The organism is Alteromonas sp. PRIM-21, assembly GCF_027563165.1.
Classification (GTDB): Bacteria; Pseudomonadota; Gammaproteobacteria; order Enterobacterales; family Alteromonadaceae; genus Alteromonas; species Alteromonas macleodii_A.
This window is the reverse complement of record NZ_JADOEK010000001.1, coordinates 554,172-580,316: the sequence shown is the minus strand read 5'-3', so window position 1 is coordinate 580,316 and position 26,145 is coordinate 554,172. Positions and strand designations below refer to the sequence as shown.

Genomic DNA, 26,145 nt, shown 5'->3' with positions numbered 1-26,145 from the left:
TAGCAGATGTTTTGAGGAATCGTGAATATTAAAGGTTGAACAGACCCATTGCATACCAACGTATAAATTTACAAAGGTATAAGAATAGAAAGCGATACCCTATCGTTGCTACTATGATTAAAACTATCGTCATTAGCATGACAGAGTATTTTTAAATAAAAGTGACAAAACTATGCGCCAAGATATTATTCGTATTCAGCAAGCTCTTAGTCAAAAAATTATTGGTAAAGAGCACCAGTTGAAACTTGCCATTACGTGTTTACTGGCCAATGGTCACTTGTTAATTGAAGACTTACCTGGAATGGGGAAAACCACCCTTTCACATGCCCTCTCACAAGTTTTTGGTCTTCAATATGCGCGTATTCAGTTTACGTCAGACTTACTACCTTCCGACATGTTGGGCGTAAACATTTTTCACAGTCACGAAAGCGATGAGAAAAAACGCTTTTCTTTTAAACACGGCCCTATTTTCAGCCAAGTAGTTCTGGCCGACGAACTAAATAGAGCAAGCCCTAAAACGCAAAGTGCCCTATTAGAGGCAATGGAAGAGCGCCAGGTAAGTATTGATGGTGTAACCCACACACTTCCCTCGCCTTTTTTTGTGATTGCTACGCAAAACCCTAGCTATCAATCTGGCACTTACCCTTTACCAGAGTCGCAGCTAGACCGCTTCTTTATGCGTATTTCACTGGGCTATCCTGCTTGGGAAGCCGAAAAAGCTATGCTTTTGCAGCAGGACGCTTCAGCGCCTCTCAGCCAAATTCTAACTGAAGCAAATTTACACCAAATGCAAAGTGAAGTGTCTGCTATTCATACGAGCGATGCCATTCTTCACTATATTTTGCGACTGGTAAGCGAAAGCAGAGAGAGCGGCGACTACCCTAACCCACTTTCACCAAGAGCAAGCCGAGCAATACTTCAAGGTGCTAAGGCATGGGCATATGTGTGTGGTAGAGATTATGTGACGCCCGACGATGTTCAGGCTGTATTTGTGGCAATTACCGCCCACCGATTAAGTTTATCTTCCCACCAAGGTTCCCAGGGACAACATAACCAAACTTTTGATGGAGAGAAACTGAGCCAAAAATTACTTAATAGTATCGACCCATTAGCAGCGTAGTATTTATGGATTGTTGGAGTATTACACGTGCGTAAAGGGCCTGCCTCCTTATCAAATTACTTCAAGCAGCGACTACTGAAGTGGCTAGATAAGCGTGTTCCGGCTTCCCCCGAACATCACCTAAACTTGAACAGTATTTTTATACTACCAAGTGGGTTTGGCTGGTCGTTTATTATTTTGTCACTGTGCTTGTTTTTACTCGGGACTAACTATCAAAACAACTTGATGTTACTGCTTAGCTATTTGTGCTTAAGCATTATGCTACTCACGTTATTTTACACTCATCAAAACTTTGCCCGTCTAGCACTTAAAGCTCTTCCGCCCGACTCATTTCACTGCAACTTAGACGGTGAAATACACCTTCAGATCATCCCTCATAAGAACACTCCAGCGAAACCCTGCAGTGGCGTACTGTTGGTAAAATGGCTGAATGTAGTGCGCACAGAAGATACGCACACTCAAAAGACAACTGATGGCGACACATCCGCATTTTTAGAGCGAAGCTTTAGCTTTGCGTTAAATAAACATTCAGGCTCAAACAAAGACCAACGACAAAGCCTCAGGGTACCTTTGCAAATACCAAAGCGAGGGCTGTTTACTTTGGGGCGAATGACCATCGCCTGTGACTTTCCTCTTGGGCTTTATAAATGCTGGACTCACCTTGATTTTGACCAGCAAGTTATTGTGTATGCCAAGCCTCAGGAAGGCCCTATCACTATCAATAGGATTGCCAATACAGATGAGTCTAAAAGTGTTAGTGAATTGAGCGACCCAACCAGTAACGAAGACTTTTACGCATTGAAGGATTACGAAGTTGGACAGCCACTTAACCGGGTATCGTGGAAGCATGTAGCTAAAAATGGAAACTGGGTTTCTAAATCTTTTACTTCTGTGCAAAGCGACAGCTATATACTTTCGATACCGTCTAATACGGATTTAGAAACTGCGGTTTCGGCGCTTACTCATGCCGTACTTTCTTTGACAAAAGCGGGGTCTTGGACAAAAGCGGAATCTGGGTCAAGTGCGCAAAGCGGGTTCGGTGTAGAGTTTAAAGGACTAAATATTGCGCCTGACCACGGGCCTGAACACATACATGAATGTCTTAGCGCACTTGCTTGTTTAGCGTCTGCAAGTAACACAGACCATAATACGTCATCGTTCAACTCAACCACAAACAGGCCCGTATCTTTAGCTTCCAAGCAAAAGAAGAAGATGAGGCCTTTAAAGTGAATATCCTTACTTCTAGGCAGTTTTCACAATTAGCTGTTTTAAAAAACGTATTTAGCCAACCCCAATCTGCGGCTGTTCTTCTACTTTGCGCAGCCTTTTCCCTAATACTCTCTACGCTTACCTCACCTTTAATGATATGGGTATTGATGCTTAGCGGGTGTGCTGTGGTGGTGAGGGTCGCAGGCCTTAGCACACTGCACAACTTACCTACTTCACGTACGGTGAATTTACTTGCTGTACTTGCCGTATTTGCTTTGTCTTGGTTTGGTTTTACAGTAGGTCTTCTTGATAGCATGATTAATTTGTTGACGGTAGCGTGCGCCTTAAAAATCATGCTCGTTAAGAATAAGCGAGATTTTCACCTGCTAATATGTACCAGCTTATTCTTAATCGGCTGCGGTTTTATTTCGTCACTGAGTGTATTTGCATGGATAGGCTATACAGCTATATTAGCATTACTGCTCGTCGCAACGGCGATTTTTCACGGTGCTGGTGTTTCTATAGCGAGAAGCTTTAAATTCGTCAGTATACTTATCGTTCAAGCTTTTCCCATTGCGCTACTTTTATTCCTATTATTGCCTCAGCTTCCGCCCCTTTGGCAAATGCCCACGTCAAAATCCACGGAAACCGGGCTTTCCGATACAGTGACGCCTGGTGATATAGCATCACTTGCTAGCTCATCTGAACTCGCTTTCAGTGCTACCTTCAATAGTGAAGAAGAGGTTCCCGATGCGCCTTTGAGATACTGGCGTGCAATGACACTCGAGCATTTTGATGGAAAAACCTGGTCTATCAGTAACAAACGCAAACAAGCCGAGCAACAGTTAGCCTCTATGGGTAAACAAACGCCTCTAACCAACCTAGCATTAAAAGAATTATCCCTTGTAACTGACTATGGATTAATTGTAGAGCCTACTCAACAAAGGTGGCTATTCGCGCTAGAACCTTCATCGCCTAATAACCTTGAGAACAGTATTACTGTCAGCACGCTATTTGATTATACCTTGCGTGCCGACACGCCTATATCCAGCAAAAAAGCCTTTCATTTACGCTACTTTCCAAACGCACCGATCATAAACGGAATAGGAAACTTTGAAGCGCAACTAAATTTGCAAGTTTCAACAAATGGCAACCCCGAAGCCAGGGCTTGGGGGCAAGCACTAGCTAATCAATACAGCAATGCGCAAGAGCTCGTCAATGCGGTAATGCGTGAATTCAATCAAGGGGGGTTCCGCTATACCCTTTCCCCAAATGCTATGCCCGTGGACCCTATAGACAGCTTTTTATTTGAGCAACGGGCCGGCTTTTGCGCTCACTATGCTGGCGCTATGGTATACGTGCTTCGCGCAGCTGGCGTACCGGCTAGAATGGTAACCGGCTACCAGGGTGGTAGCGCGCTAAGTGATAACGTCCTTCAAGTAAGGCAGTACGATGCCCACGCATGGGTAGAAGCCTTAATAGACAGCAAGTGGATACGTTTCGACCCCACCAGCATGGTCGCGCCGTCTCGATTATCTTTTGGGCTGGAACACGCGTTAGAAGAATTAGGGGAGTCACGCGAAACAACCATATTAAGTGAATTTGGCAATTCTGCATTTTTTGCAACCTTGCAAGGCTGGTTTCAGAAACTTGACTATTCGTGGAGTAAGTGGGTGCTGGGTTTCGATAATACAGCCCAGACCAACATGCTTGAGGAACTATTAGGGGCGCTGACTCCGCAGAAAATGCGTGCAGTATTTTTATCGGCGCTTGGGTTAATCGGGCTCATATTGGCGCTATATTTTTTACCCAAAAAACAAAAGGTCCACCTGTCGCCTTCGTATCGCATATTGCTAAAAGCGATAAAGCTTGTTGAAACAAAGACAGGGGTACGTAGAGATAACAAGAGCTTATCAGCCTATATAAATCAAACCAGCGCTTATTTACCCCCGCATGCAGCCAGGTCATTTAAAAAACTCTGTGAGCTATTTGAACGTGAGCATTATGCAAAGAGGGATCGAAGCTCTGATAGACATGAAGTCATGAAGCTTCAATTAAAAACACTCAAACAGTCACTCAAATAGAGATTCTATCTAAAAGCGTAAGTGCGCGTGTGAAATAGATATCGACATTGCACCTTAAACATTCACGCCCCCACCTTTTTAGTGCAAATGGCTGAATTTCTAACAGGACTGCTTTTTACTTCCGCCTAAAAAAATAAGCTTAATATAATGTTTTAAATAGATTTTTTTTAAAACCATCGCTCATTTTTATCTATTGGCACTTTTTTGGCTACTCTTTTGTTGTTTTAAAACCATAGTTATTAAAGTTCGAAGCGATGGCTGCTATGTATTATTGCTTAAGAACTTTGGTGTACAAAGGCGTGCACATATAAAGCGTTTTAAAAAATTACATTTGATAGCTACTACAATGCACAATTTTTGGACAAAGGCGTCCCCAGTTCTTTCTAACGAGAGTGCTGCGGACGCCTTTTTTTGATCTGCAAGAGCGCATGTAGATAGCTAACTTTCGGAACACAACTGGCAACTTATTAATAACGACAACGTGAGGTGAAACCATGGCTTATCTTCTCCCCGCTGAGTTTGCGACCAAAATGGTAGATGCAGGCGAAGCGAAGATTTATATGTCTACACGAGATACTTTAATACGCGCTTATATGGCAGGCGCAATATTGGCACTCGCTGCCGTTTTTGCAATTACCATAGCCGTTCAAACTGGTATTTTCCTACTAGGAGCCGTGCTGTTCCCGGTTGGCTTTTGTATGCTTTACCTTATGGGTTTCGACCTTTTAACCGGCGTGTTTGTATTAACGCCGCTAGCATGGCTTGCCCAGCGCCCAGGGGTTACGCCGAAACAGATATTACGAAACTGGGGCTTAGTCTTCTTAGGTAACTTCGGCGGCGCATTAACCGTTGCCTTTATGATGTCGTTTATTTTTACCATGGGCTACAACGTAGATGGCGGCGCTATTGCGACCAAGGTTGCCAGTATTGGCGAAGCCCGTACTTTAGGCTATGCAGAGCATGGCGCAGCTGGCTGGTTCACCATTTTCATCCGCGGCATGCTATGTAACTGGATGGTGTCACTAGGCGTTGTAGGAGCGATGATCTCAACCCACGTAAGCGGTAAGGTGTTGGCTATGTGGATGCCCATCATGCTGTTCTTCTTCATGGGTTTTGAACACTCTGTGGTAAATATGTTCCTTTTCCCATTTGGTCTTATCATGGGCGGTGATTTCTCTGTAATGGATTACTTCATTTGGAATGAAATTCCAACAGCACTAGGCAACCTGGTAGGCGGTTTAGCTTTTACTGGCCTAACGCTTTATACCACCCACGTGAAGACATTGCCAAAGCGTACAATCCCTGTTGATAAAGCAGCGGCATCTCAAACGCTACCTATCTAATCAAACTATTTAGCCAAACCGCCATCACGACATGAACTTTTATAGTAAGTCGTGATGGCAACATTATTTCCTATTTAAAAGTAAGTCGATTGACCAATGCCAGTATCTATGTAACTGTAACTAGGTAACAAGCAATTGAATATGAATAAGCAAGCAGCGCTACAAACATCGAACTACCCGCTACCTTGCACACTTTCAGTAAGTGCTTTTTCAACCCCTGGCGTTAAAGACATAAACCAGGATGCTTACACCTATCATGTATCTTCTGACGAGCTAAATCAAAGTAGTATTTTTGTGGTTGCCGACGGTGTCAGCAGTAGCACGGTAAGCCAGATTGCTAGCGATTTAGCCACACGCCAGTTTACTAAGCTGTTTAATATAGCGCCCGAACAATGGACGGTTAAAACCCGCGCCGAAACCATTATTAAAGAAATTAATGCACTGCTTTATACCCGAACGCAGAAAAGCGCTTTTTGCTACACCCCGGAAAAAGGCTATGTGTGCACGTTCTCAGTAGCAATCGTAACCGGCAATCACCTTGACGTATTTCACGTTGGAGATAGCCAAATTCAGGTTGTTACAAGTGATGCTAAAGACCCTATATTGCTAACACGCCCTCATCGACAAGCATCAGATAGTGAACCTTCACAAACTTACCTTACTAATGCGTTGGGCGTGAAAGCAAACATCGATATCGACCATACTTCATTAACGTTAACCTCACCAAGTACCATAGCGATAAGTACCGACGGCGTTTATGAATTTGTAGCGATGCCGAACATACTTAATAAAATAAATAATGCTTATACGCTATCTGAAAACCAAGCTGCTTTAGTGGTACACGAAGCGTTTAACAATGGAAGCGATGATAACCTCACCCTTCTGCTTATAAAAGTCGAGTTCGGTAATATTGATGTTGATAGTAGTGGTGATATTGATGGTGAACAAAGCCTGATTACGGCTATTGGAGAAATAGATACCAACTGTCACGGCGTATCTAATGCAGCCGGCTATAACGATGGTAAATTACCACCAAAGACTACCGGCGATTTAGCGTTTACCGAACTTAAAACAGGCGATGAAATAGATGGCTTTAACTTAGAGCGACAGCTTTATACTTCTGCGCGCAGTCATGTATTTATCGCCACGCGACGCACGTCACCCGTTGCAAACCCGTATGATACTGTGGTTGTAAAAACACCAGCCACTGACTTTTCTCAATCACCTGAAATGCTAAACGGTTTTCTAATAGAGAATTGGTTTTTAAGGCGGGTCGACTCACCCCATATTGTAAAAAGCCCCACTTTTATGGACTTGGGTTATCAAAACACACCCACAGCCTTTTATAGCGTGAGTAGCTATGTACAAGGGCAGACCTTGGCACAGTGGTCTATTGATAACCCTACACCTTCATTAGAACAAGTTCGGAATATTGTTGAGCAGGTCAGTAATGGATTACAGGCAATGCATCGCCAGGGCATTCTTCACAGGGATATACGCCCCGACAATATTATCATCAGCGAACACGGTCACTGTACCCTTATTGACCTTGGATCAGCTGCCTTAAAAAATGCACCTAGTCTTTATAGTGATGCGCCTATTCCTGGCGCAGCACTCTTTGCTGCACCAGAGTACTTTTTAGGAAATGTAGGCACCGAGCGCTCCGATTTATTTTCCTTAGCCGTACTCACTTATTACCTTTTATGCGGTCGTTATCCTTACCATACCAAGCTTGCCCACTGTCGCACTTTTGCTGAACAGAAAAAACTAAAATACGAGACGGCGTTAGATCCTAAACGGCCAATACCTACTTGGGTTGATAGTGCGCTAAAGCGTGCCTTACACATAAACCCTGACAAACGCTACTCTTCGCTTTCAGAGTTTATTCACTCGCTGCGCTACCCAAATCCTTCTGAGCACACAACGTATCAGCCCTTAGTAAAGCGCCATCCGCTTTTTGTCTACAAGGCATTAATACTGGCCCTTATTGTTTGCAACCTAGTAACGCTAATTTTGTTTAATTAACCTGTTGAGGAAATACTAATGATTACATCAAGAACACAAGTTACCGACATGATTCAATCAGCCAAAATTCTAAAAGGCATAAAGTGGAGCCAAATTGCTGAGGTTGTAGGTCAGTCTAAAGAGTGGAGCACAGCTGCATGCTTAGGCCAGATGGCCATGACAAAGCAACAAGCAGAAGCGGTAGGCGAATTACTTGAACTTTCAGACGAAGCCATTGCGTGGCTTCAGATAGTACCTTATAAAGGCTCATTACCCACAGAAGTGCCTACCGACCCGCTTATTTATCGCTGGTATGAACTTGTAAATGTATATGGCACTACCTTAAAAGAACTTATCCATGAAGAGTTTGGCGACGGTATTATGAGCGCGATTGATTTCTCAATGGATTTACAGCGCGAAAACGATCCGAAAGGCGACCGCGTTAGCGTAGTTATGTCTGGGAAGTTTTTGCCGTACAAAATGTACTAAAGCCATGTACTAAAGACATATACTAAACCCCAATGCTATAGGCATAAAAAAGCCGGTCGAATGACCGGCTTTTTTGTATTTTTTTGAAGCGTTAGCTAACACAAGTTAGCTAACGTTCGCAAAGGCTAATTACTTAGCGTCTTTACGTGCTTTCGCTTCTTCAATTACTTTGTCAGCTACGTTCTGAGGACATGCTGAGTAGTGGCTGAATTCCATAGAGAACTGACCACGACCAGATGTAATTGTACGTAGGTGACCGATGTAACCAAACATCTCAGATAGAGGTACGTCAGCCTTGATGCGAACGCCAGTAGCGCCAGCTTCTTGATCTTTGATCATACCGCGACGACGGTTAAGGTCACCGATTACGTCACCAACGTTGTCTTCTGGGCTGAATACGTCAACTTTCATCACAGGCTCAAGAATTTGAGGACCTGCTTTTGGCATTGACTGACGGAATGCACCTTTAGCTGCAATTTCGAACGCGATTGCTGATGAGTCAACTGCGTGGAAACCACCGTCGAATAACTCAACTTCAACGTCTAGTACTGGGTAACCAGCTAGAGGACCTACTTCCATCATACCTGCGAAACCTTTTTCGATTGCAGGGAAGAATTCTTTAGGTACGTTACCGCCCACAACAGTAGATGTGAACTTGAAGCCAGAGTTAGTTTCGCCTGGCTTGATGCGGTAATCAATCTTACCGAACTGACCAGAACCACCAGACTGCTTCTTATGCGTGTAGCTGTCTTCAACTGCTTGCGTGATAGTTTCACGGTATGCAACCTGTGGCTGACCAACTTCTAGCTCAACGCCGTAAGTACGCTTCAAGATGTCTACTTTGATATCAAGGTGAAGTTCACCCATACCTTTTAGGATGGTTTCTCCTGAATCTTCGTCAGTTTCAACTTGGAAAGATGGATCTTCTGCTACTAGTTTACCGATAGCGATAGACATCTTTTCGTTAGCGCCTTTGTCTTTTGGCTTAACAGCAATCGAGATTACTGGCTCAGGGAAGATCATTGGCTCTAGAGTACAAGGGTTCTTAGTGTCACAAAGCGTGTGACCAGTTTGAACGTTCTTCATACCTACAACAGCTAGGATGTCACCTGCTTGTGCTGAAGTAAGCTCACTACGTTCGTCAGCGTGCATCTCAACCATACGGCCAATACGCTCAGTTTTACCTGTAGCACTATTAAGAACGGTGTCGCCCTTGTTAAGTACACCAGAGTAAATACGGATAAACGTAAGCGCACCAAAACGGTCGTCCATGATTTTGAACGCTAGCGCACGGAACGGCTCTTCAGTAGATACAGTTGCAACTTCACCAGTAGGCTCGCCTGTGTCTTTGTCTGTAAGAGGTTGTGGGTCTACTTCTGTTGGAGAAGGTAGGAAGTCAACAACCGCGTCAAGAACCAGCTGAATACCTTTGTTCTTAAATGCAGAACCACAGTATGTTGGGAAGAACGCAAGGTCACGAGTACCCTTACGGATACAACGCTTGATGTCTTCTAGAGACGGCTCTTCGCCATCCATGTAAGCCATCATTAGGTCGTCGTCTTGCTCAACAGCAGTTTCGATTAGTTGCTCACGGTACTCGTTCGCTTTCTCAACCATGTCTTCTGGGATATCTACTACTTCGTAGTTTTCAGGAAGACCTGTGTCATCCCAGATGTACGCTTTCATGTCTAGAAGGTTAACAACGCCTTTGAAGTCGTCTTCGATACCGATTGGAAGCGTCATTACTAGTGGGTTAGCAGCAAGTACTTTCTTAACTTGGCCAACAACACGGTAGAAGTCTGCACCCATACGGTCTAGCTTGTTAACGAAGATACAGCGTGCAACGCCAGATTCGTTAGCATAACGCCAGTTAGTTTCTGACTGAGGCTCAACACCGCCAGAACCACAGAATACACCGATACCGCCGTCTAGTACTTTAAGTGAACGATATACTTCAACTGTAAAGTCAACGTGTCCCGGAGTATCGATGATGTTCATGCGATGATCTTTCCAGAAACAGGTTGTTGCCGCTGACTGGATGGTAATACCACGCTCAGCTTCCTGCTCCATGAAGTCAGTTGTTGATTCACCATCGTGAACCTCACCAGTTTTATGGATTTTACCAGTAAGCTTCAAGATACGTTCTGTTGTGGTAGTTTTACCCGCGTCTACGTGGGCGAAAATACCAATGTTTCTGTATAAAGATAAGTCTGACATTAGTTCACTTTCATTGGTTCAGAGTAAAAAAACGGCTGGATTATAAAGGATTTCTATACCAGATTTACACCTTTTTTAGCATAAACCTCAAATTCGCTTGTCAAAATCCGCGCCAGCATCGATTCTTTTCTATAAGTATCAACAACTTAATATGTTATGACACTTTTTTGAAAAATAACAAAATCACACCTCATCAGCTGAAGTGCGAACAATTGTTACTGTAACTTCATCTCTGTCGTGGTAGAGATGCCTAACCTTAACCGCGAATGCATCATCTAAGGCATTTAAACGGCTATTTAGCAACGCCATGGCTTCGACTACAGTTTCATAGCGTTGTTTCATAGGTAGCTTTAAGTTAAAAATGGCGTGGGTCGCCCAGTGCTTGACCAGCCAATCCCCCATCAATTTCGCTACTCTATCGGGTTGCTCTATCATATCACAGACAAGCAGATCGACGCGACCAAATTGTGGTCGATACGTAAAACCGTCTGCTGCGTGATGTTCAACCAACCCGGTACTCATTAAACTATCGGCTACAAGTCCATTGTCGATAGCTTCCACATACATGCCGCGCTTCACCAATTGATAGGTCCAGCCGCCAGGGCACGCCCCTAAGTCAACCGCACGCCCACCGCTTCGAAGTACTTTCGTTTGCTGAGTGTCACTCAGCATGTTTACTAGTGCATCTTCAAGTTTAAGCGTAGACCGGCTAGGCGCATCACTTGGAAATTTTAATCGGCAGATACCGAGATGATCGCGACTTGCGTGGCTAGGTAATGTATAGCCAATATGACAGATTTCAAATGACTCAAAGAAAATATGCAGCTTAGGTTTACCTAAATTTTCTTTTGCAGTGAGCCACCTCGCCTTTCTTAGCGCTTGGCGAAGAGGTACGGTAAACTTACGGCAAAACTTAGCGAGGGTTTTCCCATCCTCGGTATCGGGGTACTCCACGTCGATGGCACCAAAAATAGAAAACGGTTTTTCTACTTCTTTTAGTGCTTCAAGTACCTGCCCCACTCTATCTTCTTTTTCCACTTCAGTTAAGGTGACAAAAACAGCCACTAGTTGGCGAGGAAAGATACTGTCGTGAACAGCAAACTGGGTAATGGTTTGCTCTAATTGCGCGGCATCATATAAATGGTAGTGCACAAAGCCACTATTTTTCTTTGACACTGGGTAGCCGTAACATTGAGCTTCACCGTATCGAGATGTAAGTTCGTTAGCCGTGTCATTTTCATACCCCGGTCGGCAATAGCCTAAAATACTAGCATTAGACATTACCTGCTCCTCTGTTTTTGTCCGTTTTTTCGGCTTGCGCCATGTGTTTAGCATTTGTCTGGTCTAAATCAGATAAGTTTTGCAGTGCCCTTTCGTTCTCTTTAGACCTTCCCACAAGCAAACCAATCATTAATAAAGCCCACCCAGCGATAAAGAATAGGCCGCCCAATGGGGTAACTGGACCAAACCATTTAATACCACTGATGGCGAGCGCGTATAAACTTCCGCTAAACAATACTGTACCGGTAACAAAACAAAATGCCGAACGGTTAACCCACTTCGATGAGACGTAAGCAGACAAAGCGGGCAATAGCAACAAGGCTAGTGAATGATACATTTGATAGCGCACACCTATTTCAAATGTGTTGAGTTGCTTTGTACTTAATACACTTTTTAAACCATGTGCGCCAAAGGCACCTAGCACAACCGCTAAGCCTGCAAGCGCCGCTCCAATGACAAGATAAGGTTTAGCAAGGCTAGCCAACCTACGTTTTTCGTTACTCATTAATTTAATCGTTCGCTTTCATTTCAAATGTTGTCCTGTATATTAACTGGACAGATTGCGGGTTATAAACGCCGCGGTCAAATCAGCAGCTTTAACAATGTGTTCTTGTTGGGTTTTACCGCTAGCCTTTCGAGGTTTGAAGCTGTGATCACCGTCTTCTAAAAATACGCATTCAATAGCTGATGATAGCGCGTAGTTCTCTTCACCACTTTCAATCTCACTTTTAGTACCAAAGGTATCTCTTTCCCCTTGGATAATAAGCAGAGGTTTTGCCGCTGTTAGCAAGTGTTCTGTGCGGGTTTTCTCCGGCTTACCCGGTGGGTGAAATGGATAGCCCAGCGCTATCGCGCCTTTTACATTGCTTATACCTTCATACACCATAGTGGCCATACGCCCGCCCATAGACTTCCCGCCGATAAACACGGGTAAGTTATGGAGGGCTTTGTTATCTTTGCTGCAGAACTCAATTACCGCAGCAAAGTGTGGCATGAGTTTATCGGCTTTATCAGGAGGTCTGCGCTTACCCGTAGACTTAATGGTTTGCATATAAGGAAAATTGAAAAGCACCGTAGATATGCCCTTTGCAACAAGTTCGTTTGCCATGTCTTGCATGAACTCATGCTCTTTACCTGCACCAGCACCGTGCCCAAGTATTAAGCATGCGACAGGCGCTTTGGCTACGTGCACTTCCATATCAAAAGCAACATCCTTTGTGTTAGCTTCTGTATTGGTTTGTAGATTGGGTCCTTGTATTTTAGCCATACTACAACAAATCCTCTTGTTCAGCTTCAACCAGCGCTAAGATCCAGTCTCTAAACGCTGCAATTTTTCCTAATTCAGCCTGTGACTCCTCACAAACCAAATAAAATGCGTCGCGACTCTCTACCCGTTCTTCAAACGGCATCACAAGACGACCTGCTTCAATTTCTGGCCTAGCGAGTACGGTGTTACCCAACGCGATACCTTGACCTAGCGCAGCCGCTTGCAATACCAACATAGAATGGCTAAAAACCGGGCCATGATTTACATTCACGCCAACAACGCCAACATGTTTTAGCCAGTTTTTCCACGCGGTTCGGCTTAAATCGTGAAGCAACACATGGTGCCTTAAGTCAGACAAGCTAGAAAGTGGCTTAGGCCCTTGAAAAAGCATGGGTGAACATAGCGGCGTTAGAAACTCTCTGTGCAGCTGATCAGCCTGCAGACCAGCCCAACGCCCCTTGCCGTAATATATTCCAACGTCCACATCGTCTTCTAAGAAACCCTCGTCGAAGTCTACCGCTTTTATGCGCACGTCAATATCGGGGTGAGCCAAACTAAACTTATGAATACGGGGTACCAACCATTGGCTTGCAAAGCTAGGCGGCATGGCGACTGTAATGGCACCTTTACTGCCCTTCGCAAGCAATCTTTCTGTCGCGTCCTGTAAGTTTTTAAAGATATCTTTTAACTCTAAGAAATAGGCCTGTCCCTCCTCGGTCAGAAGCAAGGTTCTATTTCTTCTTAGAAACAGCTTCATAGATAAGAAATCTTCAAGGGCTTTTATTTGATGACTTACTGCTGCTTGAGTAACAAATAATTCGTCCGCTGCCTTGGTAAAGCTCAAATGGCGCGCCGCCGCTTCGAACGACTTTAAGGCATTAAGAGGAGGTAAACGTCGGTGCATATATTGTATTCAAATCCAGTGTGACCGAAGCATGACAAATTCATTAGTTTTTCTAATGACAGCCCATACTTTTACTCGTTTTATTTTTCACCACCTACTGATTATAATTTACCCGAAATTAAGAAAGAGCATTTAATTTCAATCAATTATGCCGACCAAATGTTAAACATTTTAACATTAGCCAACAATTTTTTAATTATTTTTATTAGGTGTGAAAATGAAAAAACTACTTTTAGCTAGCGTTTCTGTAATGGCTTTCGCAAGCGCTGCTGCAAATGCTAACGCACAACCAGAAAAGATCAATCTACAATCTTTAATCAACACGGCAATGACCAGTGTAAAAATGGCTGAAGTCTTGCCAGAAAACGATGCTCACATCGTTGTTAAGAAGCAATCAAAAGCAATTTTAGCTGAAGAGATCCAAGTTCAGCTTCACAAAAATCTATTAGCAATGGCGAAAGGTGAAGAGCGCGTAACCGTTTCTGAAGCGGAATAAGCAACTCACACACCTGATACGCATGCCGGTGCTTGCACCGGCATACGCCATCAACATAAGCTTAGGTATTACTTGTATCTAACGCGTCAAAACCTTTCACTAATTCATCTAACGCTTTCATTTGCTGCAAATATGGCTCTAATTTCGCTAGCGGCAGTGCACAAGGCCCGTCACATAGTGCTTCATCAGGATTAGGGTGTGCTTCAATGAACAAGCCCGCTAAGCCCAACGCCATACCGCTTCTTGCTAGTTGAGCAGCTTGTGCTCGTCGACCATCTGCAGAGGTAGCACGACCGCCTGGCATCTGTAGTGCGTGAGTCGCATCAAATATCACTGGCGCATATTCTTTCATTGCGTCCATACCAAGCATATCCACAACAAGGTTGTTGTAGCCAAAACAGCTGCCGCGTTCACAAAGAATAACCTTATCGTTGCCCGCTTCGCCAAGCTTACCAATTATATGGCGCATTTCGTGTGGTGCTAAAAATTGAGGTTTTTTAACGTTTATTACACTACCCGTTTTTGCCATAGCAACTACCAAGTCGGTCTGACGTGCTAGAAAGGCAGGTAGCTGAATAACGTCAACTACTTCGGCAACAGGTGCCGCTTGATGGGGTTCGTGTACATCAGTGATAAGAGGTACGTTAAAAGTCGACTTGATTTCTTCAAAAATACGTAAGCCCTCTTCCATACCTGGGCCGCGGTAAGACGTTACTGATGAACGGTTGGCTTTATCAAAGGAAGCTTTAAAAACGTAAGGTATATTGAGCTTTTGCGTTACTTCAACATAATGTTCAGCAATTCGCATCGCAAGGTCGCGTGACTCAAGTACGTTCATCCCTCCAAACAGTACGAAGGGCAAATGATTGGCAACCTCGACGTTACCTACATTAATAATCTGTTGAGATTCAGACATTATCTATTTCCAATTAAATCTTAAAAAAGAGGTTGTTTGGTCACTGCAACCATAGCTGTTGCCATTAGGACCACCAGCGCGGCAACGAAGAAGCCCCACTTGCTTAACGCTGTCTTAGCCTTTTTAAGCGCAAACAACCCAAACACAATGTACAGCACTACTCCGATCACCTTAAATGTGAGCCATGCGTTAACGAACGGATATTGAGACAGAATAAAACACAGCCAAACTGCACTAGCTAAAAGCACGGTATCAATGATATGAGGGAGAATTTTCACCCACTTTTTGTTCAACGCTGTGGCGTCGAATTGGCTCCAAATAAACCGAAAGACAAAGAATAAAATACTTAAGCCAACAGCGGTTAAATGAAGGTGTTTTGCCATCATGTACATAGTGTGTTCCTGTTTTTATTAGATGATGAGCCTGCTGCTCGTTACTCTAACACATGTGCTAATTGGGCATTGCTTGATCTTTAAAGCGAAAATCAAGTGCCCTCTAGAAGACAACTATTGTTAGGCCTTTCTTTATAAGGGCTTTGGCAATATCCGATTGCCCTAGCGTCACATTTTAAAGTGCGAGCAGTCATCTTAAAGGCAGGTGCATTTGGTTACACCTGTCTTATTTTTATAGCGCGCGTTTAAACGCTGTTATTGTAACGTATTACAGTACGTAAATAACGGGGAAATGCATCACTTCGCATCAGGATATTGAGCTTGTATTGCTATAAAAGCGGGAAGATCGTTTAGCATACATTCTACCAAGTGTGGGTCGAAGTGTTTACCGCTTTCCTCTTTTAATACAGCTTCAACCTTATCAACTGTCCACGCGGGCTTGTAGGGTCGTGAGTTTATTAGCGCATCAAACACATCTACCAATGTGGCAATACGGCTTTTAATATCTATTTCTTCGCCCTTAAGGCCATCGGGATAACCTGTTCCATCCCAACGCTCGTGATGTTGTTTTGCTAACATGGCGGCGAGCTGAACCGTTGGGCGGCTTGAGTCTTGCAAAATTTGATACCCAAACTCTGCATGCTGACGTATGTTGAAAACTTCTTCTTCGGTTAAAGGCGTTGTTTTTTTCAAAATAGCTTTTGGCACAATAGAGGTACCAATATCATGCAGCGGTATAGCAAGGCGCAGAGTATCAAGGTCCTGTTCACTAAGCCCTGCTTTTTCTGCCAATAGTTGCGCCATTTCAACCATTCTCGTTAGGTGATTTGACGCATTTGATTCATGCTCTAAAGCGCGCCCTAAGCGCTCAATAATTTCTTTCTGCGTTGCTTCAACATCAACGGTTTTTAGTACGTTATCGAACGCCAGCTGCACACTATCTGAAAAGCGTTTCACCAAATGCCGATCATTATCACCAATTCTTCTGGGCAAACCCGACAAATACAAAAGTGCACCGTCGTGAGTTTTGCTGTTACAGTAAGCCACAACGTGATCTTCTGCATATACAATCTGCTTATCGCGCATTGCCTGTGCACATAGTGCATATTCTTCTGCACTAATCGCATCTTTTAGCGGCACGCCTTCTTTGCTGGCATATTCGCCATTTCCTGCAAACACATAAAGTTCGTCTTTGCCCAACTGACTATTATCTGTATCGATTGTTCTCGCAGTAGTGGCAACCGCGGTAGTAATGTAAGCAGCATCTTTAGAACAGCCTAAAATCGAGGCAAGCTGTTGGATGATGCCCTGCATGAATTTTTCGAGAGAACGTGAAGAAAACAAATCAACAGAGGCATCGATGATCTTTTCAAGGCCGCGCCTGTTTTCTTCAATAACAATAATATCGCGATAAGAGCGCAGTGCTGCAATAATAACAGTGAATAGTTTTTGTGCAGTTAGTTCGGTTTTAGATTTATAGTCATTGATGTCGTAGTTAATGATGACATCTTTTTCTGGTGCTTGGCCGGGTTGGCCGGTGCGTAAAATTATGCGAGTGAAGTGATTATCGAGTTCGTTGCGAATGTAGTCTGCCACTTGAAGGCCGGCATCATCGGTTTCCATGACTACGTCGAGTAATACAACTGCGATATCATCATGGGTTTTGAAAATAGATTTAGCTTCCTCACCGCTATAGGCACTTACAAACTCTAGCGTTTTACCATTTAAGCTAAAGTCATTTAGCGCCAGCTTGGTAACGGCGTGCACTTCAGGTTCATCATCAACGATAAGTACTTTCCAACTACCCAGATCATCCGCTTCATTTTCATCGTCGTCTTCTGCGAAAAGAAAGTCATCATTCATCTGGTACGTCCTGTCCTGTAAGAGATTGTTTAACTTGGCGCTTTTTAGTTTTCTTTGACGCTAAACAAATACTAATGCAAAACCAGATATAAGCAAGTTTGCAATTAAACAGCAATAGTTACTGCCAATTCTATGCGTGATGAAAGTAATGAAAGCGCTAGCGCCACTGACCTAGCGTCACGCGGTCGTTGTTACCGAAATCTTTGACAGTCTTAACCTTAACAAAGCCTGCATCAGTGAGCAGTGTATTAACCGCACTTCCTTGATCGAAGCCGTGTTCGAAGGCTAACAAAGCCCCTTTATTGAGGTATTCAGGCGCATTCTTAATAATGTGCTTTATATCGTCTAAGCCATCGTGGCCCGAGGTTAACGCTGTTTTCGGTTCAAAACGCACGTCGCCTTCATCAAGGTATGGGCTGGTTTCTTCGATATAAGGCGGGTTTGAAACAATAATGTCGAAGGTCTGGCCATCGAGTGCACTAAACCAGTCACTTTGCACGAAGCGGGCATTAATTAAGTTGTTAGCTTGTGCATTACGAGTAGCAAGTTTTACCGCTCCCTGCTGGAAGTCCACACCAGTAACTGATGCTTTAGGTAATTCGCTTGCTAACGCCAGAGCAATAGCGCCCGTGCCCGTTCCTAAGTCGCAGATTGATAGAGGATGAGCTAGATGTTCATTGGCCCAGTTGAGCACTTGCTCGACCAGCACTTCAGTATCAGGGCGCGGTATTAAGGTATCCGGCGAGGTAAATAGTGACAGGGTCCAGAAATCGCGCTTGCCGATAATATAAGCAACAGGCTCACCCCTTTTTCTTTTTGCCACTGCAGCTTCAAATTGCACCTGCTCAGTGTCATCCAAAGTTTTATCTGGCCATGTGAAAAGGTAAGTTTGAGACTTGCCTAGAATACTTGCCAATATAACTTTGGCATCAACAGAGGGTGACTCACCACCCTCTAGTTGTTTAACAGCCCATGCTAGGGCGTTATCTATGCGCATTATCTTTTTTAACGCTATTTTTGCTGCAATACGAAATTATTCGTCAGAAAGCGAGGCTAACAAGTCAGCCTGATGTTCTTGCAAAATCGGATCGACGAGCTGTTTTAGATCCCCTTCTACTACTTCATCTAAGCGGTAGATGGTCAGGTTGATACGGTGATCGGTAACGCGACCTTGCGGGAAGTTGTAAGTACGAATACGCTCTGAGCGGTCACCACTACCTACTAAACTCTTACGGGTAGAAGCTTCTTCAGCCGCACGCTTTTCTTCTTCAATTTGATTTAAACGCGCTTGAAGTACTGACATAGCCTTAGCACGGTTTTTATGCTGTGAACGCTCGTCCTGACACTCTACAACCAAGCCTGTTGGCAAGTGAGTAATACGAATAGCAGAGTCAGTTTTGTTAACGTGCTGACCACCCGCGCCCGATGCACGGAAGGTATCGATACGAAGCTCAGCCGGGTTGATTTCGATGGCTTCTGACTCAGGGATTTCAGGCAAAACAGCAACAGTACATGCAGAGGTGTGAATGCGACCCTGTGATTCGGTTTCTGGAACACGCTGTACGCGGTGACCGCCCGACTCGAACTTGAGCACGCCGTAAACGCCATCGCCACTAACGTTAGCAACCACCTCTTTATAGCCACCGTGTTCACTTTCGTTGGCATTTACCAACTCAACACGCCAACCGCGGCTTTCTGCATAACGGCTATACATACGGAATAAATCACCTGCAAATATCGCCGCTTCGTCGCCACCCGCACCTGCGCGAATTTCTAAGAAACAGTTGTTATCATCGTTTGGATCTTTAGGCAGAAGTAAAACCTGAAGCTCAGTTTCAAGGCGCTCAATTTCAGCCTTAGCTTCTTTCATCTCTTCTTGTGCCATTTCACGCATTTCAGCATCGTCTTCGTTCAGCATTTCCTGTGCTGAGCTTAAGTTTTCTTGTGCTTGCTGATATGCATTAAAGCCAGCGACTACATCTTCTAGCTGACTGAACTCTTTTGACAAGTTGCGAAACTTATCCTGATCGCCGATAACTTCAGGGTCGCCGAGTAACGCCTGAACTTCTTCGAAACGCTCGACTAAGTGTTCGAGTTTCCTAACTACCGACTCTTTCATATGCTTCTTATTACCTTATTTATTATTGTCTGACGAATAGTCAGATAAATCTAATGCCTGTCCCATCCAACGGCTTAACGCCGGGTCATCGTGCATGGCAGCTTCGCGTAACGCTAGGGTTGTAGAATGCAACAGCGTATTAGTTAGTTTATACGCCATTTCTTCTAATACCGCTTCGGCATTTTTACCTTCCGCTAATTGCGCTTTGGCTTTTTCCACAATATCGTCACGCTGCGCCATGCCTTTCTGGCGATACTGTCTTACTAAATCTATAGATTGCTGCGACTGTTTCCATGTCATGTAGTCGCCAGCTTGCTTGTCGATAAGCTTTTCAGCTTCTTTTGCAGCTTGCTCGCGGTTTTCTAAATTCTTTTGAACAATGTGCTGTAAGTCATCGACAGTATAAAGATAGGCATCACCTAGCTCGTTTACTTCTGACTCTATATCTCGCGGTACTGCCAAGTCGACCAAAAACATAGGCATGTTTCTACGCTGTTTAAGCGCTTTTTCCACCATGCCTTTGCCAATTAAGGGCAGTTGGCTAGCTGTAGAGCTTATCACGATATCAAAATCTTTTAAGTGCTCTGGTACTTGCGACAAGGTAAACACGCTTGCATCCAGTGTTTCGGCTAAGGCTTCTGCCCTGGCCACCGTTCTGTTTGCGACGGCTAAGCAGCTTACGCCCTGCTCTTTCAAATGCTGTGCAACCAATTCAATAGTTTCACCAGCGCCTACTAGTAGCACTGAACGCTTTGGTAATTCAGCGAAGATATGCTTGGCAAGTTGCACTGCTGCATAGGCCACGCTAACCGCGTTCGCCCCTATATCAGTTTCACTGCGAACGCGCTTCGCCACTGAGAATGTGTGTTGGAACAGCTTATCAAACTCACTGCTCACCATACCTGAATGCTTTGCATCACCAAACGCCTGCTTTACCTGCCCTAATATCTGAGGCTCACCTAAGATGAGTGAATCAAGGCCGCTGGCTACGCGCATAATGTGCTTTACTGCTTCATCTTGCGCGAGCACATAGCTATTGCTGGCAATCTCTTCTACGTCTAAGTGATGAAAGTCACTTAACCATTGTAGGAGCTTTTGCCCCGTATCGTCCTGGGTATTGACGTAAAGTTCGGTGCGGTTACAGGTGGATACAATGACAGACTCATCTATGCCATCCAGCTTTTTTAAACTCGCAAGCGCTTCCACCAGAGAATCTGGTGTAAAAGCCACTTTTTCACGAAGTGCTACTGGTGCTGTTTTGTGGTTAATACCGAGGGCGAGTAAAGTCATTAAAATCTGTGCTGGCAACGTCGGAGCGGCATTGTACGAAAAACGCAAAATGATTGAAAGTGTTGGTGAAACTGTGTTCCCATAATGTCACAACTAAATGTGTTTTATTTTTATACGGGTATGTTGCCTTAATGATTCGCTTATTTTCCTTATTATTCGCTCTTTGCTTTTTATTAAGTGCATGTACGACCGCTCCGAAAGGCCCAGAAAATGCGGTAAACCTAACCGCGCAACTCGAAAAAGTGGCTGAAGTCCACCAGTGGCAAATGCGCGGAAAAATTGCTTTTCGCCAAGGAAAAGAAGCGGCAAGTCTTAATTTAGTCTGGAAAAACGATTCCGGCGATTTCGATTTTCGATTAACTAATTTCTTAGGAGTAAGTCTAGTTAATCTAACCGTGAACAAAAACCAGTCAGTATTAGAGGCTGACGGCGAAACCTATGTAGATGCTTTACCAGAACCACTTATTTATCAAATTACCAAAATGGTAATACCGGTAAAGCCTCTTTTGTCTTGGGTAAAAGGTCTGCCCCTTGAAGGCGATAAATACACCTTAACCGAAAAAGGGCTTGTGAATACCCTTGAAAGCTATTGCCAAGGTTGCCGCAATTGGCAGGTGACTTACGGCAACTACGGTAGTGTTGATTTAGAAGATGGAACATCTGTATGGCTACCGCACAGCATTACGCTTACCCAAGATGAAACTCCAAATATGCCTAAAACTCAGCTTAAAATTAAAATATATCAGTGGACTCTGTAGTGAACGAATCTGAATCAACGCAAAAAGATTGGTGGCCTTCCCCCGCCAAACTCAACCTGTTCTTACACATTTTAGGCCGATACGACAACGGCTACCATCAGCTTCAAAGTTTATTTCAAATGCTGGATTACGGCGATGCCCTCGCCTTTGATATAGATAATGCCAACAAAGAAGGCATAGATAATTCAAATATCCGAATGGAAGTGCCATTAGATGGTGTACCCGATGATGATAATTTGATCATAAAAGCCGCGCGATTGCTGGCAGCAAAAACCAAATGCAATAAAGGTGCTGTTATTTCAATTGATAAACGGCTACCCATGGGTGGCGGCATTGGGGGCGGCTCATCGAATGCAGCAACAACCCTTGTCGCGCTTAACCATTTATGGAATACAGGGCTAAGCGAAAACGAACTAGCCGAGTTAGGATTAAGTTTAGGTGCCGATGTACCTATCTTCGTACGAGGCCTTACAGCATTTGCAGGAGGTGTGGGTGAAGAGATAACGCCCGCGCCACAAAAAGAAATGTACTTTCTTGTCGCAAACCCTAATGTTCATGTAAGTACGGCTGAGGTGTTTACTTCGCCCGAATTGCCCAGAAATACACCTGCGATACGATGGGAAGACTATAAATTTGAAAAAACTTGGAATGATTGTCAGCAATTAGTCGCGAATCGCTATCCTGAAGTTGCAAAATTATTACAGTGGTTGGTACACTACGCACCGTCGCGAATGACGGGCACAGGTGCTTGCGTATTTGCCACTTTTTCTGACTACACTTTAGCCGAACAGGTTAGGGCTAAAATGCCTGAAGCCTGGCAGAGTTTTGTCGCAAAAGGTGTGAATCGCTCACCACTATTAGACAAATTAGAACAACAAAAATAGCGTGTACGCCACATCGGACAAGAACTTAAAAATTGGGGTATAGCCAAGTTGGTAAGGCAGCGGGTTTTGATCCCGCCATTCGTAGGTTCGAGTCCTGCTACCCCAGCCAAACCTCTTTTATCAACGCACTGAGGAACCACTTGTGCCAGATATGAAGCTCTTTGCAGGTAATGCCGTACCAGAACTTGCCCAGAAAGTTGCCGATCGCCTCTACACCAAACTTGGAAATGCCAAAGTTGGCCGTTTCAGTGACGGTGAAATCAGCGTAGAAATTCATGAAAACGTCCGTGGCTCGGACGTTTTTATTATCCAGTCTACGTGTGCGCCTACTAACGATAACCTTATGGAACTTATTGTGATGATCGACGCACTACGTCGCGCATCCGCTGGTCGTATTACAGCAGTAATTCCTTACTTTGGTTATGCACGCCAAGACCGTCGTGTTCGGTCAGCTAGGGTGCCAATTACTGCGAAAGTAGTGGCTGACTTCCTGTCTAACGTTGGTGTTGACCGCGTACTTACCATCGACCTACACGCCGAACAGATTCAAGGTTTCTTTGATGTTCCGGTGGATAACGCATTCGGTACTCCTATCCTTCTTGCTGACATGGTAAGACGTGACTTTGCCGACCCTGTTGTCGTTTCTCCTGACATTGGCGGTGTTGTTCGTGCACGTGCTACTGCGAAACTACTTAACGACACTGACCTTGCCATTATCGATAAACGTCGCCCTAAAGCGAACGTGGCTCAGGTAATGAACATTATTGGTGATGTTAAAGATAGAGACTGCATCATCGTTGATGACATGATTGATACAGGCGGTACGCTTGCAAAAGCAGCAGAAGCACTTAAAGCACATGGTGCTCGCCGTGTTTATGCTTACGCTACTCACGCTATTTTTTCGGGTAACGCTGCAAACAACCTTAAAGAGTCTGTTATTGACGAGATTATCGTTACCGACTCGATTCCATTAAGTGCGGATATGAAGCAAATCGGAAAGGTAAAACAGCTTACTCTTTCTGAGATGCTTGCTGAAACCATTCGTCGCATTAGCAACGAAGAATCTATTTCAGCAATGTTTGAATACTAATTCAAACTAAAAAACGAGTGAAACAGTGATAAAAACCACTGTTTCACTCGCTTCTTTTACGGGAAGTGTTATTTAGTTACCCGTTTCTTCTTCTTCGTCGTCTTCTGGCATATCTACGTCAACAACAGGTACTTCAACTTCTTTAGTCTTTGTTTTTACGTCAACGTCCATCGTATCGACGTCATACTCAGGCATTTCGCCACCTTCAACATCAACGTCTGGCATTTGTCCATCATCGGTTTTCTTTACTTCATATTCCGGAAGCTCGCCAGACTCAACGTCAACATCAGGCATTTCACCCTCTTCAGTTTTGTTAACATCGCATGCAGTTGCCGCTAGTGCCAAACTCGATACCGCAAAAATTTTAGTTAAGTGCTTCATTTTCTCTCCTTAAAAACGTTGCTTTTGATAATCCCCAAATAAGGGTATGGAGATTATGCTAGCTGCGTAATACATTGCCTTTTGACTAAATAAGTAGGTCTCGGGGCTGTTATTACATAAGTCAATGGTTATGAAGCAGGCTCTATGCCAATCGCTTTACAATATAGGGGGAAGCGCGGAGGACGAAATTCCATTTCAGCCTATTCTTCCCTTTTCGATAATGAAAGTTCTATGTTTTTTTGCTGCATCACTTAGTATAAAAAGTTGTTGCCATCGCCCTATGAACAGCGGTTTAAGCAAATTTATAAAACTTTTTCTTCGCCAGTTACTGTGAAATAAAAACATTTATAATCTTCCCTTAAAAATTCTTCGTTTTTGTAAAAATTAAAAATCTCTCTCGTTTAAAAAAATGAGCTCTACTTTTTAAAACGTGAAAAAGATGTATAGGTTTCTACGTTTTTTGTAGAAATTACTTAAACACCATGGAAAACTGTAAAACAAAGAACAAATTTATTTGGTAGAACCCAAAAGTTATGTACTGCAGTGCGCTTTACTCTAACTTGGTGCTAGCTGAACGCTAACGATAAAGCCCTACTCTTATCTAATAGAGGAATATAAGAATGACAACACATCGCCTTAAACTTGCACTTATTTTTACTTCTGTACTTACGCTTGCAGCTTGCTCTGAAGAAGAAACGAATAAGGACGTCACCATGGTAGATAAAGAAAAGCAAATGGACACAAAGGCTGAGTCTATGCCTAAAGAACTGGTTGCTGAGCCTGTTACACAAGCTGAAGCCATTGAAGAGAACGTGAAAGGTGAAGTATCTATGAAAGGCAGCATTATATATAAAGACTTAGAGGGCGGTTTTTATGCGTTTATTGCCGAAAACGGCGACCGTTATACGTTACATGGCCTTGACGAAACTTATCAAAAGAACGGCCTTGTTGTTGAAGTCAAAGGTACACCTAAGCCTGACATGATGACGTTCACCCAATTTGGTACTGTACTTCAGGTATCAAGCGTTAAAGTTCTTGATACCAGCAAGGTTATTGATAACCTGCAAACGAAATAGCCGTATTCTGTGGTAGGCAAGTAGCCTGTTATTGTAATACAGCTCGCATAGAAATCTGTCTTTACTGTTCTTGTTATAATAAAAGCGCGCCTAGGCGCGTTTTTATTATTAGTATCGTCAATTTTATACTTGCCCGCTTCTATTTTTATCAGTGTTGGCAATTGTATGTTGTAGTGGGTGGTGTTAGAATTCGCCGCCCTTGAATTTTGGGCTGATGATTTATTGTGCGTAAGAATGTATTTTCAGACGTGACAAACATCAAATTACAGTGGGTTTTGGTCGCAAAAATCCACATCATTAGACTTATATTTTTTGGAGACAGACAATGTCTGAAGCAAATTTCAAACTAGATGCTTCTGTTCGTACAGACCTAGGGAAAGGTGCGAGCCGCCGCCTACGTCGCGAAGATAAGCTTCCTGGTATCATTTACGGTGGTGAAGAAGCACCAGTTTCTATCACACTAGATCACAACAAAGTTAACAACTCTGCTGACTTTGAAGCGTTTTACTCTCACGTTCTTGAACTAAACCTTGACGGTAAAGTTGTTGAAGTTCTAGTTAAAGACATGCAGCGTCACCCGTACAAGCCAAAGATCATGCACATTGACTTCCAACGTGTAATCGCTGGCGAAGACGTTCACACTAACGTACCACTTCACTTCGTAAACGAAGAGAAGTCTGCTGCTGTTAAAGCTGGCGGTATCGCTGAGCACCACGTAACTGAAATTGAAGTTACTTGTCTGCCTAAGAACCTTCCAGAGTTCATCGAAGTAGATATGGCTGCTGTTGAAATGGGTCAAACGCTACACCTTTCTGACCTAACACTTCCAGCTGGCGTTTCTTCAGTAGAACTTGCTAAGAACGACGAAGCTCACGACCTAGCAGTTGTGACTGTTAAGCCTGCTCCTAAAGCGGCTGACGCAGAAGAAGACGGCGAAGAAGAAGCTTCAGAGGAATAATCCT

Annotated in this window: 24 protein-coding genes and 1 tRNA gene; 13 read left to right on the top strand and 12 right to left on the bottom strand. The window is 43.9% G+C overall.

The features are described 5' to 3' along the window. Window positions 1-172: 172 nt before the first annotated feature. The 6 genes from IW644_RS02550 (at window position 173) to cynS (ending at window position 8,249) form a co-directional block, all read left to right on the top strand. A complete protein-coding gene (locus tag IW644_RS02550) occupies window positions 173-1,120 on the top strand; it encodes an AAA family ATPase (protein WP_269916274.1) in 948 nt (315 codons plus the stop codon). Window positions 1,121-1,147: 27 nt separating this feature from the next. Continuing rightward, window positions 1,148-2,350, top strand: a complete 1,203-nt coding sequence (locus tag IW644_RS02545) for a DUF58 domain-containing protein (protein WP_269916273.1) — start codon at window positions 1,148-1,150, stop codon at window positions 2,348-2,350. Then, complete coding sequence (locus IW644_RS02540; RefSeq protein WP_269916272.1) at window positions 2,347-4,413, top strand: transglutaminase family protein; 2,067 nt, start codon at window positions 2,347-2,349, stop codon at window positions 4,411-4,413. Before IW644_RS02545 ends, IW644_RS02540 begins: the two co-directional genes overlap by 4 nt. 494 nt (window positions 4,414-4,907) lie before the next feature. Next, window positions 4,908-5,756, top strand: coding sequence for a formate/nitrite transporter family protein (locus IW644_RS02535; protein WP_179982984.1), 849 nt, complete (start codon window positions 4,908-4,910; stop codon window positions 5,754-5,756). Between the two features lie 141 nt (window positions 5,757-5,897). Continuing rightward, window positions 5,898-7,781 carry a bifunctional protein-serine/threonine kinase/phosphatase gene (locus IW644_RS02530; protein ID WP_269916271.1) on the top strand — a complete coding sequence of 628 codons (1,884 nt, stop codon included), beginning with the start codon at window positions 5,898-5,900 and terminating at the stop codon, window positions 7,779-7,781. 18 nt (window positions 7,782-7,799) lie between these two features. Beyond that, entirely contained in the window at window positions 7,800-8,249 is a 450-nt protein-coding gene (gene cynS / locus IW644_RS02525; RefSeq protein WP_071814393.1) for a cyanase, read from the top strand. A 129-nt stretch (window positions 8,250-8,378) separates the two neighbouring features. Here the strand turns inward: cynS and fusA are convergent, their stop codons facing one another. The 5 genes from fusA to IW644_RS02500 all read right to left on the bottom strand — a co-directional run bounded on the left by fusA (window position 8,379) and on the right by IW644_RS02500 (window position 13,918). Then, a complete protein-coding gene (gene fusA / locus IW644_RS02520; RefSeq protein WP_269916270.1) occupies window positions 8,379-10,466 on the bottom strand; it encodes an elongation factor G in 2,088 nt (695 codons plus the stop codon). Between the two features lie 183 nt (window positions 10,467-10,649). Then, entirely contained in the window at window positions 10,650-11,747 is a 1,098-nt protein-coding gene (gene rlmM, locus IW644_RS02515; protein ID WP_269916269.1) for a 23S rRNA (cytidine(2498)-2'-O)-methyltransferase RlmM, read from the bottom strand. Then, entirely contained in the window at window positions 11,740-12,252 is a 513-nt protein-coding gene (locus IW644_RS02510; RefSeq protein ID WP_269916268.1) for a DUF423 domain-containing protein, read from the bottom strand. Before IW644_RS02510 ends, rlmM begins: the two co-directional genes overlap by 8 nt. Window positions 12,253-12,294: 42 nt before the next feature. After that, entirely contained in the window at window positions 12,295-12,945 is a 651-nt protein-coding gene (locus tag IW644_RS02505) for an alpha/beta family hydrolase (RefSeq protein ID WP_269916575.1), read from the bottom strand. Window positions 12,946-13,015: 70 nt separating this feature from the next. Next, complete coding sequence (locus tag IW644_RS02500) at window positions 13,016-13,918, bottom strand: transcriptional regulator GcvA (RefSeq protein WP_269916267.1); 903 nt, start codon at window positions 13,916-13,918, stop codon at window positions 13,016-13,018. 217 nt (window positions 13,919-14,135) lie between these two features. On the opposite strand from IW644_RS02500, the gene IW644_RS02495 reads away from it, so the two are divergent. Further along, the gene (locus IW644_RS02495; RefSeq protein WP_179982977.1) at window positions 14,136-14,414 is read left to right on the top strand and encodes a hypothetical protein; all 279 of its coding nucleotides are present in this window, start codon (window positions 14,136-14,138) and stop codon (window positions 14,412-14,414) included. A gap of 61 nt (window positions 14,415-14,475) precedes the next feature. Here the strand turns inward: IW644_RS02495 and kdsA are convergent, their stop codons facing one another. The 6 genes from kdsA to hemA form a co-directional block, all read right to left on the bottom strand. Beyond that, a complete protein-coding gene (gene kdsA, locus IW644_RS02490; protein WP_179982976.1) occupies window positions 14,476-15,330 on the bottom strand; it encodes a 3-deoxy-8-phosphooctulonate synthase in 855 nt (284 codons plus the stop codon). A gap of 20 nt (window positions 15,331-15,350) precedes the next feature. After that, a complete protein-coding gene (locus IW644_RS02485) occupies window positions 15,351-15,722 on the bottom strand; it encodes a SirB2 family protein (protein ID WP_269916266.1) in 372 nt (123 codons plus the stop codon). A 297-nt stretch (window positions 15,723-16,019) separates the two neighbouring features. After that, on the bottom strand, window positions 16,020-17,585 hold the full coding sequence (locus IW644_RS02480; protein ID WP_269916265.1) for a response regulator: 1,566 nt from the start codon (window positions 17,583-17,585) through the stop codon (window positions 16,020-16,022). 157 nt (window positions 17,586-17,742) lie between these two features. Further along, window positions 17,743-18,582, bottom strand: coding sequence for a peptide chain release factor N(5)-glutamine methyltransferase (gene prmC / locus IW644_RS02475; protein ID WP_269916264.1), 840 nt, complete (start codon window positions 18,580-18,582; stop codon window positions 17,743-17,745). A 36-nt stretch (window positions 18,583-18,618) separates the two neighbouring features. Next, window positions 18,619-19,704: a peptide chain release factor 1 gene (gene prfA, locus IW644_RS02470; protein ID WP_179982972.1), complete on the bottom strand. Its 1,086-nt coding sequence runs from the start codon at window positions 19,702-19,704 to the stop codon at window positions 18,619-18,621. 15 nt (window positions 19,705-19,719) lie between these two features. Further along, window positions 19,720-20,994: a glutamyl-tRNA reductase gene (gene hemA / locus IW644_RS02465; protein ID WP_269916263.1), complete on the bottom strand. Its 1,275-nt coding sequence runs from the start codon at window positions 20,992-20,994 to the stop codon at window positions 19,720-19,722. A gap of 131 nt (window positions 20,995-21,125) precedes the next feature. Here hemA and lolB point away from each other — a divergent pair, with 131 nt between their 5' ends. The 4 genes from lolB (at window position 21,126) to IW644_RS02445 (ending at window position 23,726) form a co-directional block, all read left to right on the top strand. After that, the gene (lolB, locus tag IW644_RS02460; RefSeq protein ID WP_269916262.1) at window positions 21,126-21,752 is read left to right on the top strand and encodes a lipoprotein insertase outer membrane protein LolB; all 627 of its coding nucleotides are present in this window, start codon (window positions 21,126-21,128) and stop codon (window positions 21,750-21,752) included. Further along, window positions 21,752-22,636 (top strand): 4-(cytidine 5'-diphospho)-2-C-methyl-D-erythritol kinase, encoded by an 885-nt coding sequence (gene ispE, locus IW644_RS02455; RefSeq protein WP_269916261.1) that lies wholly within the window; start codon window positions 21,752-21,754, stop codon window positions 22,634-22,636. The genes lolB and ispE overlap by 1 nt, the downstream gene beginning before the upstream one ends. A gap of 33 nt (window positions 22,637-22,669) precedes the next feature. Beyond that, a tRNA-Gln gene (locus tag IW644_RS02450) sits at window positions 22,670-22,745 on the top strand. Between the two features lie 33 nt (window positions 22,746-22,778). After that, a complete protein-coding gene (locus IW644_RS02445) occupies window positions 22,779-23,726 on the top strand; it encodes a ribose-phosphate pyrophosphokinase (RefSeq protein WP_012517998.1) in 948 nt (315 codons plus the stop codon). A 72-nt stretch (window positions 23,727-23,798) separates the two neighbouring features. Here the strand turns inward: IW644_RS02445 and IW644_RS02440 are convergent, their stop codons facing one another. Then, window positions 23,799-24,107, bottom strand: coding sequence for a hypothetical protein (locus tag IW644_RS02440; protein WP_269916260.1), 309 nt, complete (start codon window positions 24,105-24,107; stop codon window positions 23,799-23,801). 620 nt (window positions 24,108-24,727) lie between these two features. Here IW644_RS02440 and IW644_RS02435 point away from each other — a divergent pair. Both IW644_RS02435 and IW644_RS02430 read left to right on the top strand, forming a co-directional pair. Beyond that, window positions 24,728-25,183, top strand: coding sequence for a ribose-phosphate pyrophosphokinase (locus IW644_RS02435; RefSeq protein WP_269916259.1), 456 nt, complete (start codon window positions 24,728-24,730; stop codon window positions 25,181-25,183). 325 nt (window positions 25,184-25,508) lie between these two features. After that, on the top strand, window positions 25,509-26,141 hold the full coding sequence (locus IW644_RS02430; RefSeq protein ID WP_179982966.1) for a 50S ribosomal protein L25/general stress protein Ctc: 633 nt from the start codon (window positions 25,509-25,511) through the stop codon (window positions 26,139-26,141). Window positions 26,142-26,145: the final 4 nt, after the last annotated feature.

Bases quoted from the DNA above. Each gene is read 5' to 3' on its own strand.
- rlmM (WP_269916269.1), bottom strand. From the start codon at position 11,747: ATGTCTAATGCTAGTATTTTAGGCTATTGCCGACCGGGGTATGAAAAT.
- IW644_RS02535 (WP_179982984.1), top strand. From the start codon at position 4,908: ATGGCTTATCTTCTCCCCGCTGAGTTTGCGACCAAAATGGTAGATGCA.
- kdsA (WP_179982976.1), bottom strand. From the start codon at position 15,330: ATGTCTGAATCTCAACAGATTATTAATGTAGGTAACGTCGAGGTTGCC.
- IW644_RS02435 (WP_269916259.1), top strand. From the start codon at position 24,728: ATGACAACACATCGCCTTAAACTTGCACTTATTTTTACTTCTGTACTT.
- IW644_RS02550 (WP_269916274.1), top strand. From the start codon at position 173: ATGCGCCAAGATATTATTCGTATTCAGCAAGCTCTTAGTCAAAAAATT.
- IW644_RS02440 (WP_269916260.1), bottom strand. From the start codon at position 24,107: ATGAAGCACTTAACTAAAATTTTTGCGGTATCGAGTTTGGCACTAGCG.
- IW644_RS02495 (WP_179982977.1), top strand. From the start codon at position 14,136: ATGAAAAAACTACTTTTAGCTAGCGTTTCTGTAATGGCTTTCGCAAGC.
- IW644_RS02505 (WP_269916575.1), bottom strand. From the start codon at position 12,945: ATGGAAGTGCACGTAGCCAAAGCGCCTGTCGCATGCTTAATACTTGGG.
- IW644_RS02530 (WP_269916271.1), top strand. From the start codon at position 5,898: ATGAATAAGCAAGCAGCGCTACAAACATCGAACTACCCGCTACCTTGC.
- fusA (WP_269916270.1), bottom strand. From the start codon at position 10,466: ATGTCAGACTTATCTTTATACAGAAACATTGGTATTTTCGCCCACGTA.
- IW644_RS02485 (WP_269916266.1), bottom strand. From the start codon at position 15,722: ATGTACATGATGGCAAAACACCTTCATTTAACCGCTGTTGGCTTAAGT.
- hemA (WP_269916263.1), bottom strand. From the start codon at position 20,994: ATGACTTTACTCGCCCTCGGTATTAACCACAAAACAGCACCAGTAGCA.
- cynS (WP_071814393.1), top strand. From the start codon at position 7,800: ATGATTACATCAAGAACACAAGTTACCGACATGATTCAATCAGCCAAA.
- IW644_RS02500 (WP_269916267.1), bottom strand. From the start codon at position 13,918: ATGCACCGACGTTTACCTCCTCTTAATGCCTTAAAGTCGTTCGAAGCG.
- IW644_RS02480 (WP_269916265.1), bottom strand. From the start codon at position 17,585: ATGAATGATGACTTTCTTTTCGCAGAAGACGACGATGAAAATGAAGCG.
- IW644_RS02510 (WP_269916268.1), bottom strand. From the start codon at position 12,252: ATGAGTAACGAAAAACGTAGGTTGGCTAGCCTTGCTAAACCTTATCTT.
- prmC (WP_269916264.1), bottom strand. From the start codon at position 18,582: ATGCGCATAGATAACGCCCTAGCATGGGCTGTTAAACAACTAGAGGGT.
- lolB (WP_269916262.1), top strand. From the start codon at position 21,126: ATGATTCGCTTATTTTCCTTATTATTCGCTCTTTGCTTTTTATTAAGT.
- IW644_RS02430 (WP_179982966.1), top strand. From the start codon at position 25,509: ATGTCTGAAGCAAATTTCAAACTAGATGCTTCTGTTCGTACAGACCTA.
- prfA (WP_179982972.1), bottom strand. From the start codon at position 19,704: ATGAAAGAGTCGGTAGTTAGGAAACTCGAACACTTAGTCGAGCGTTTC.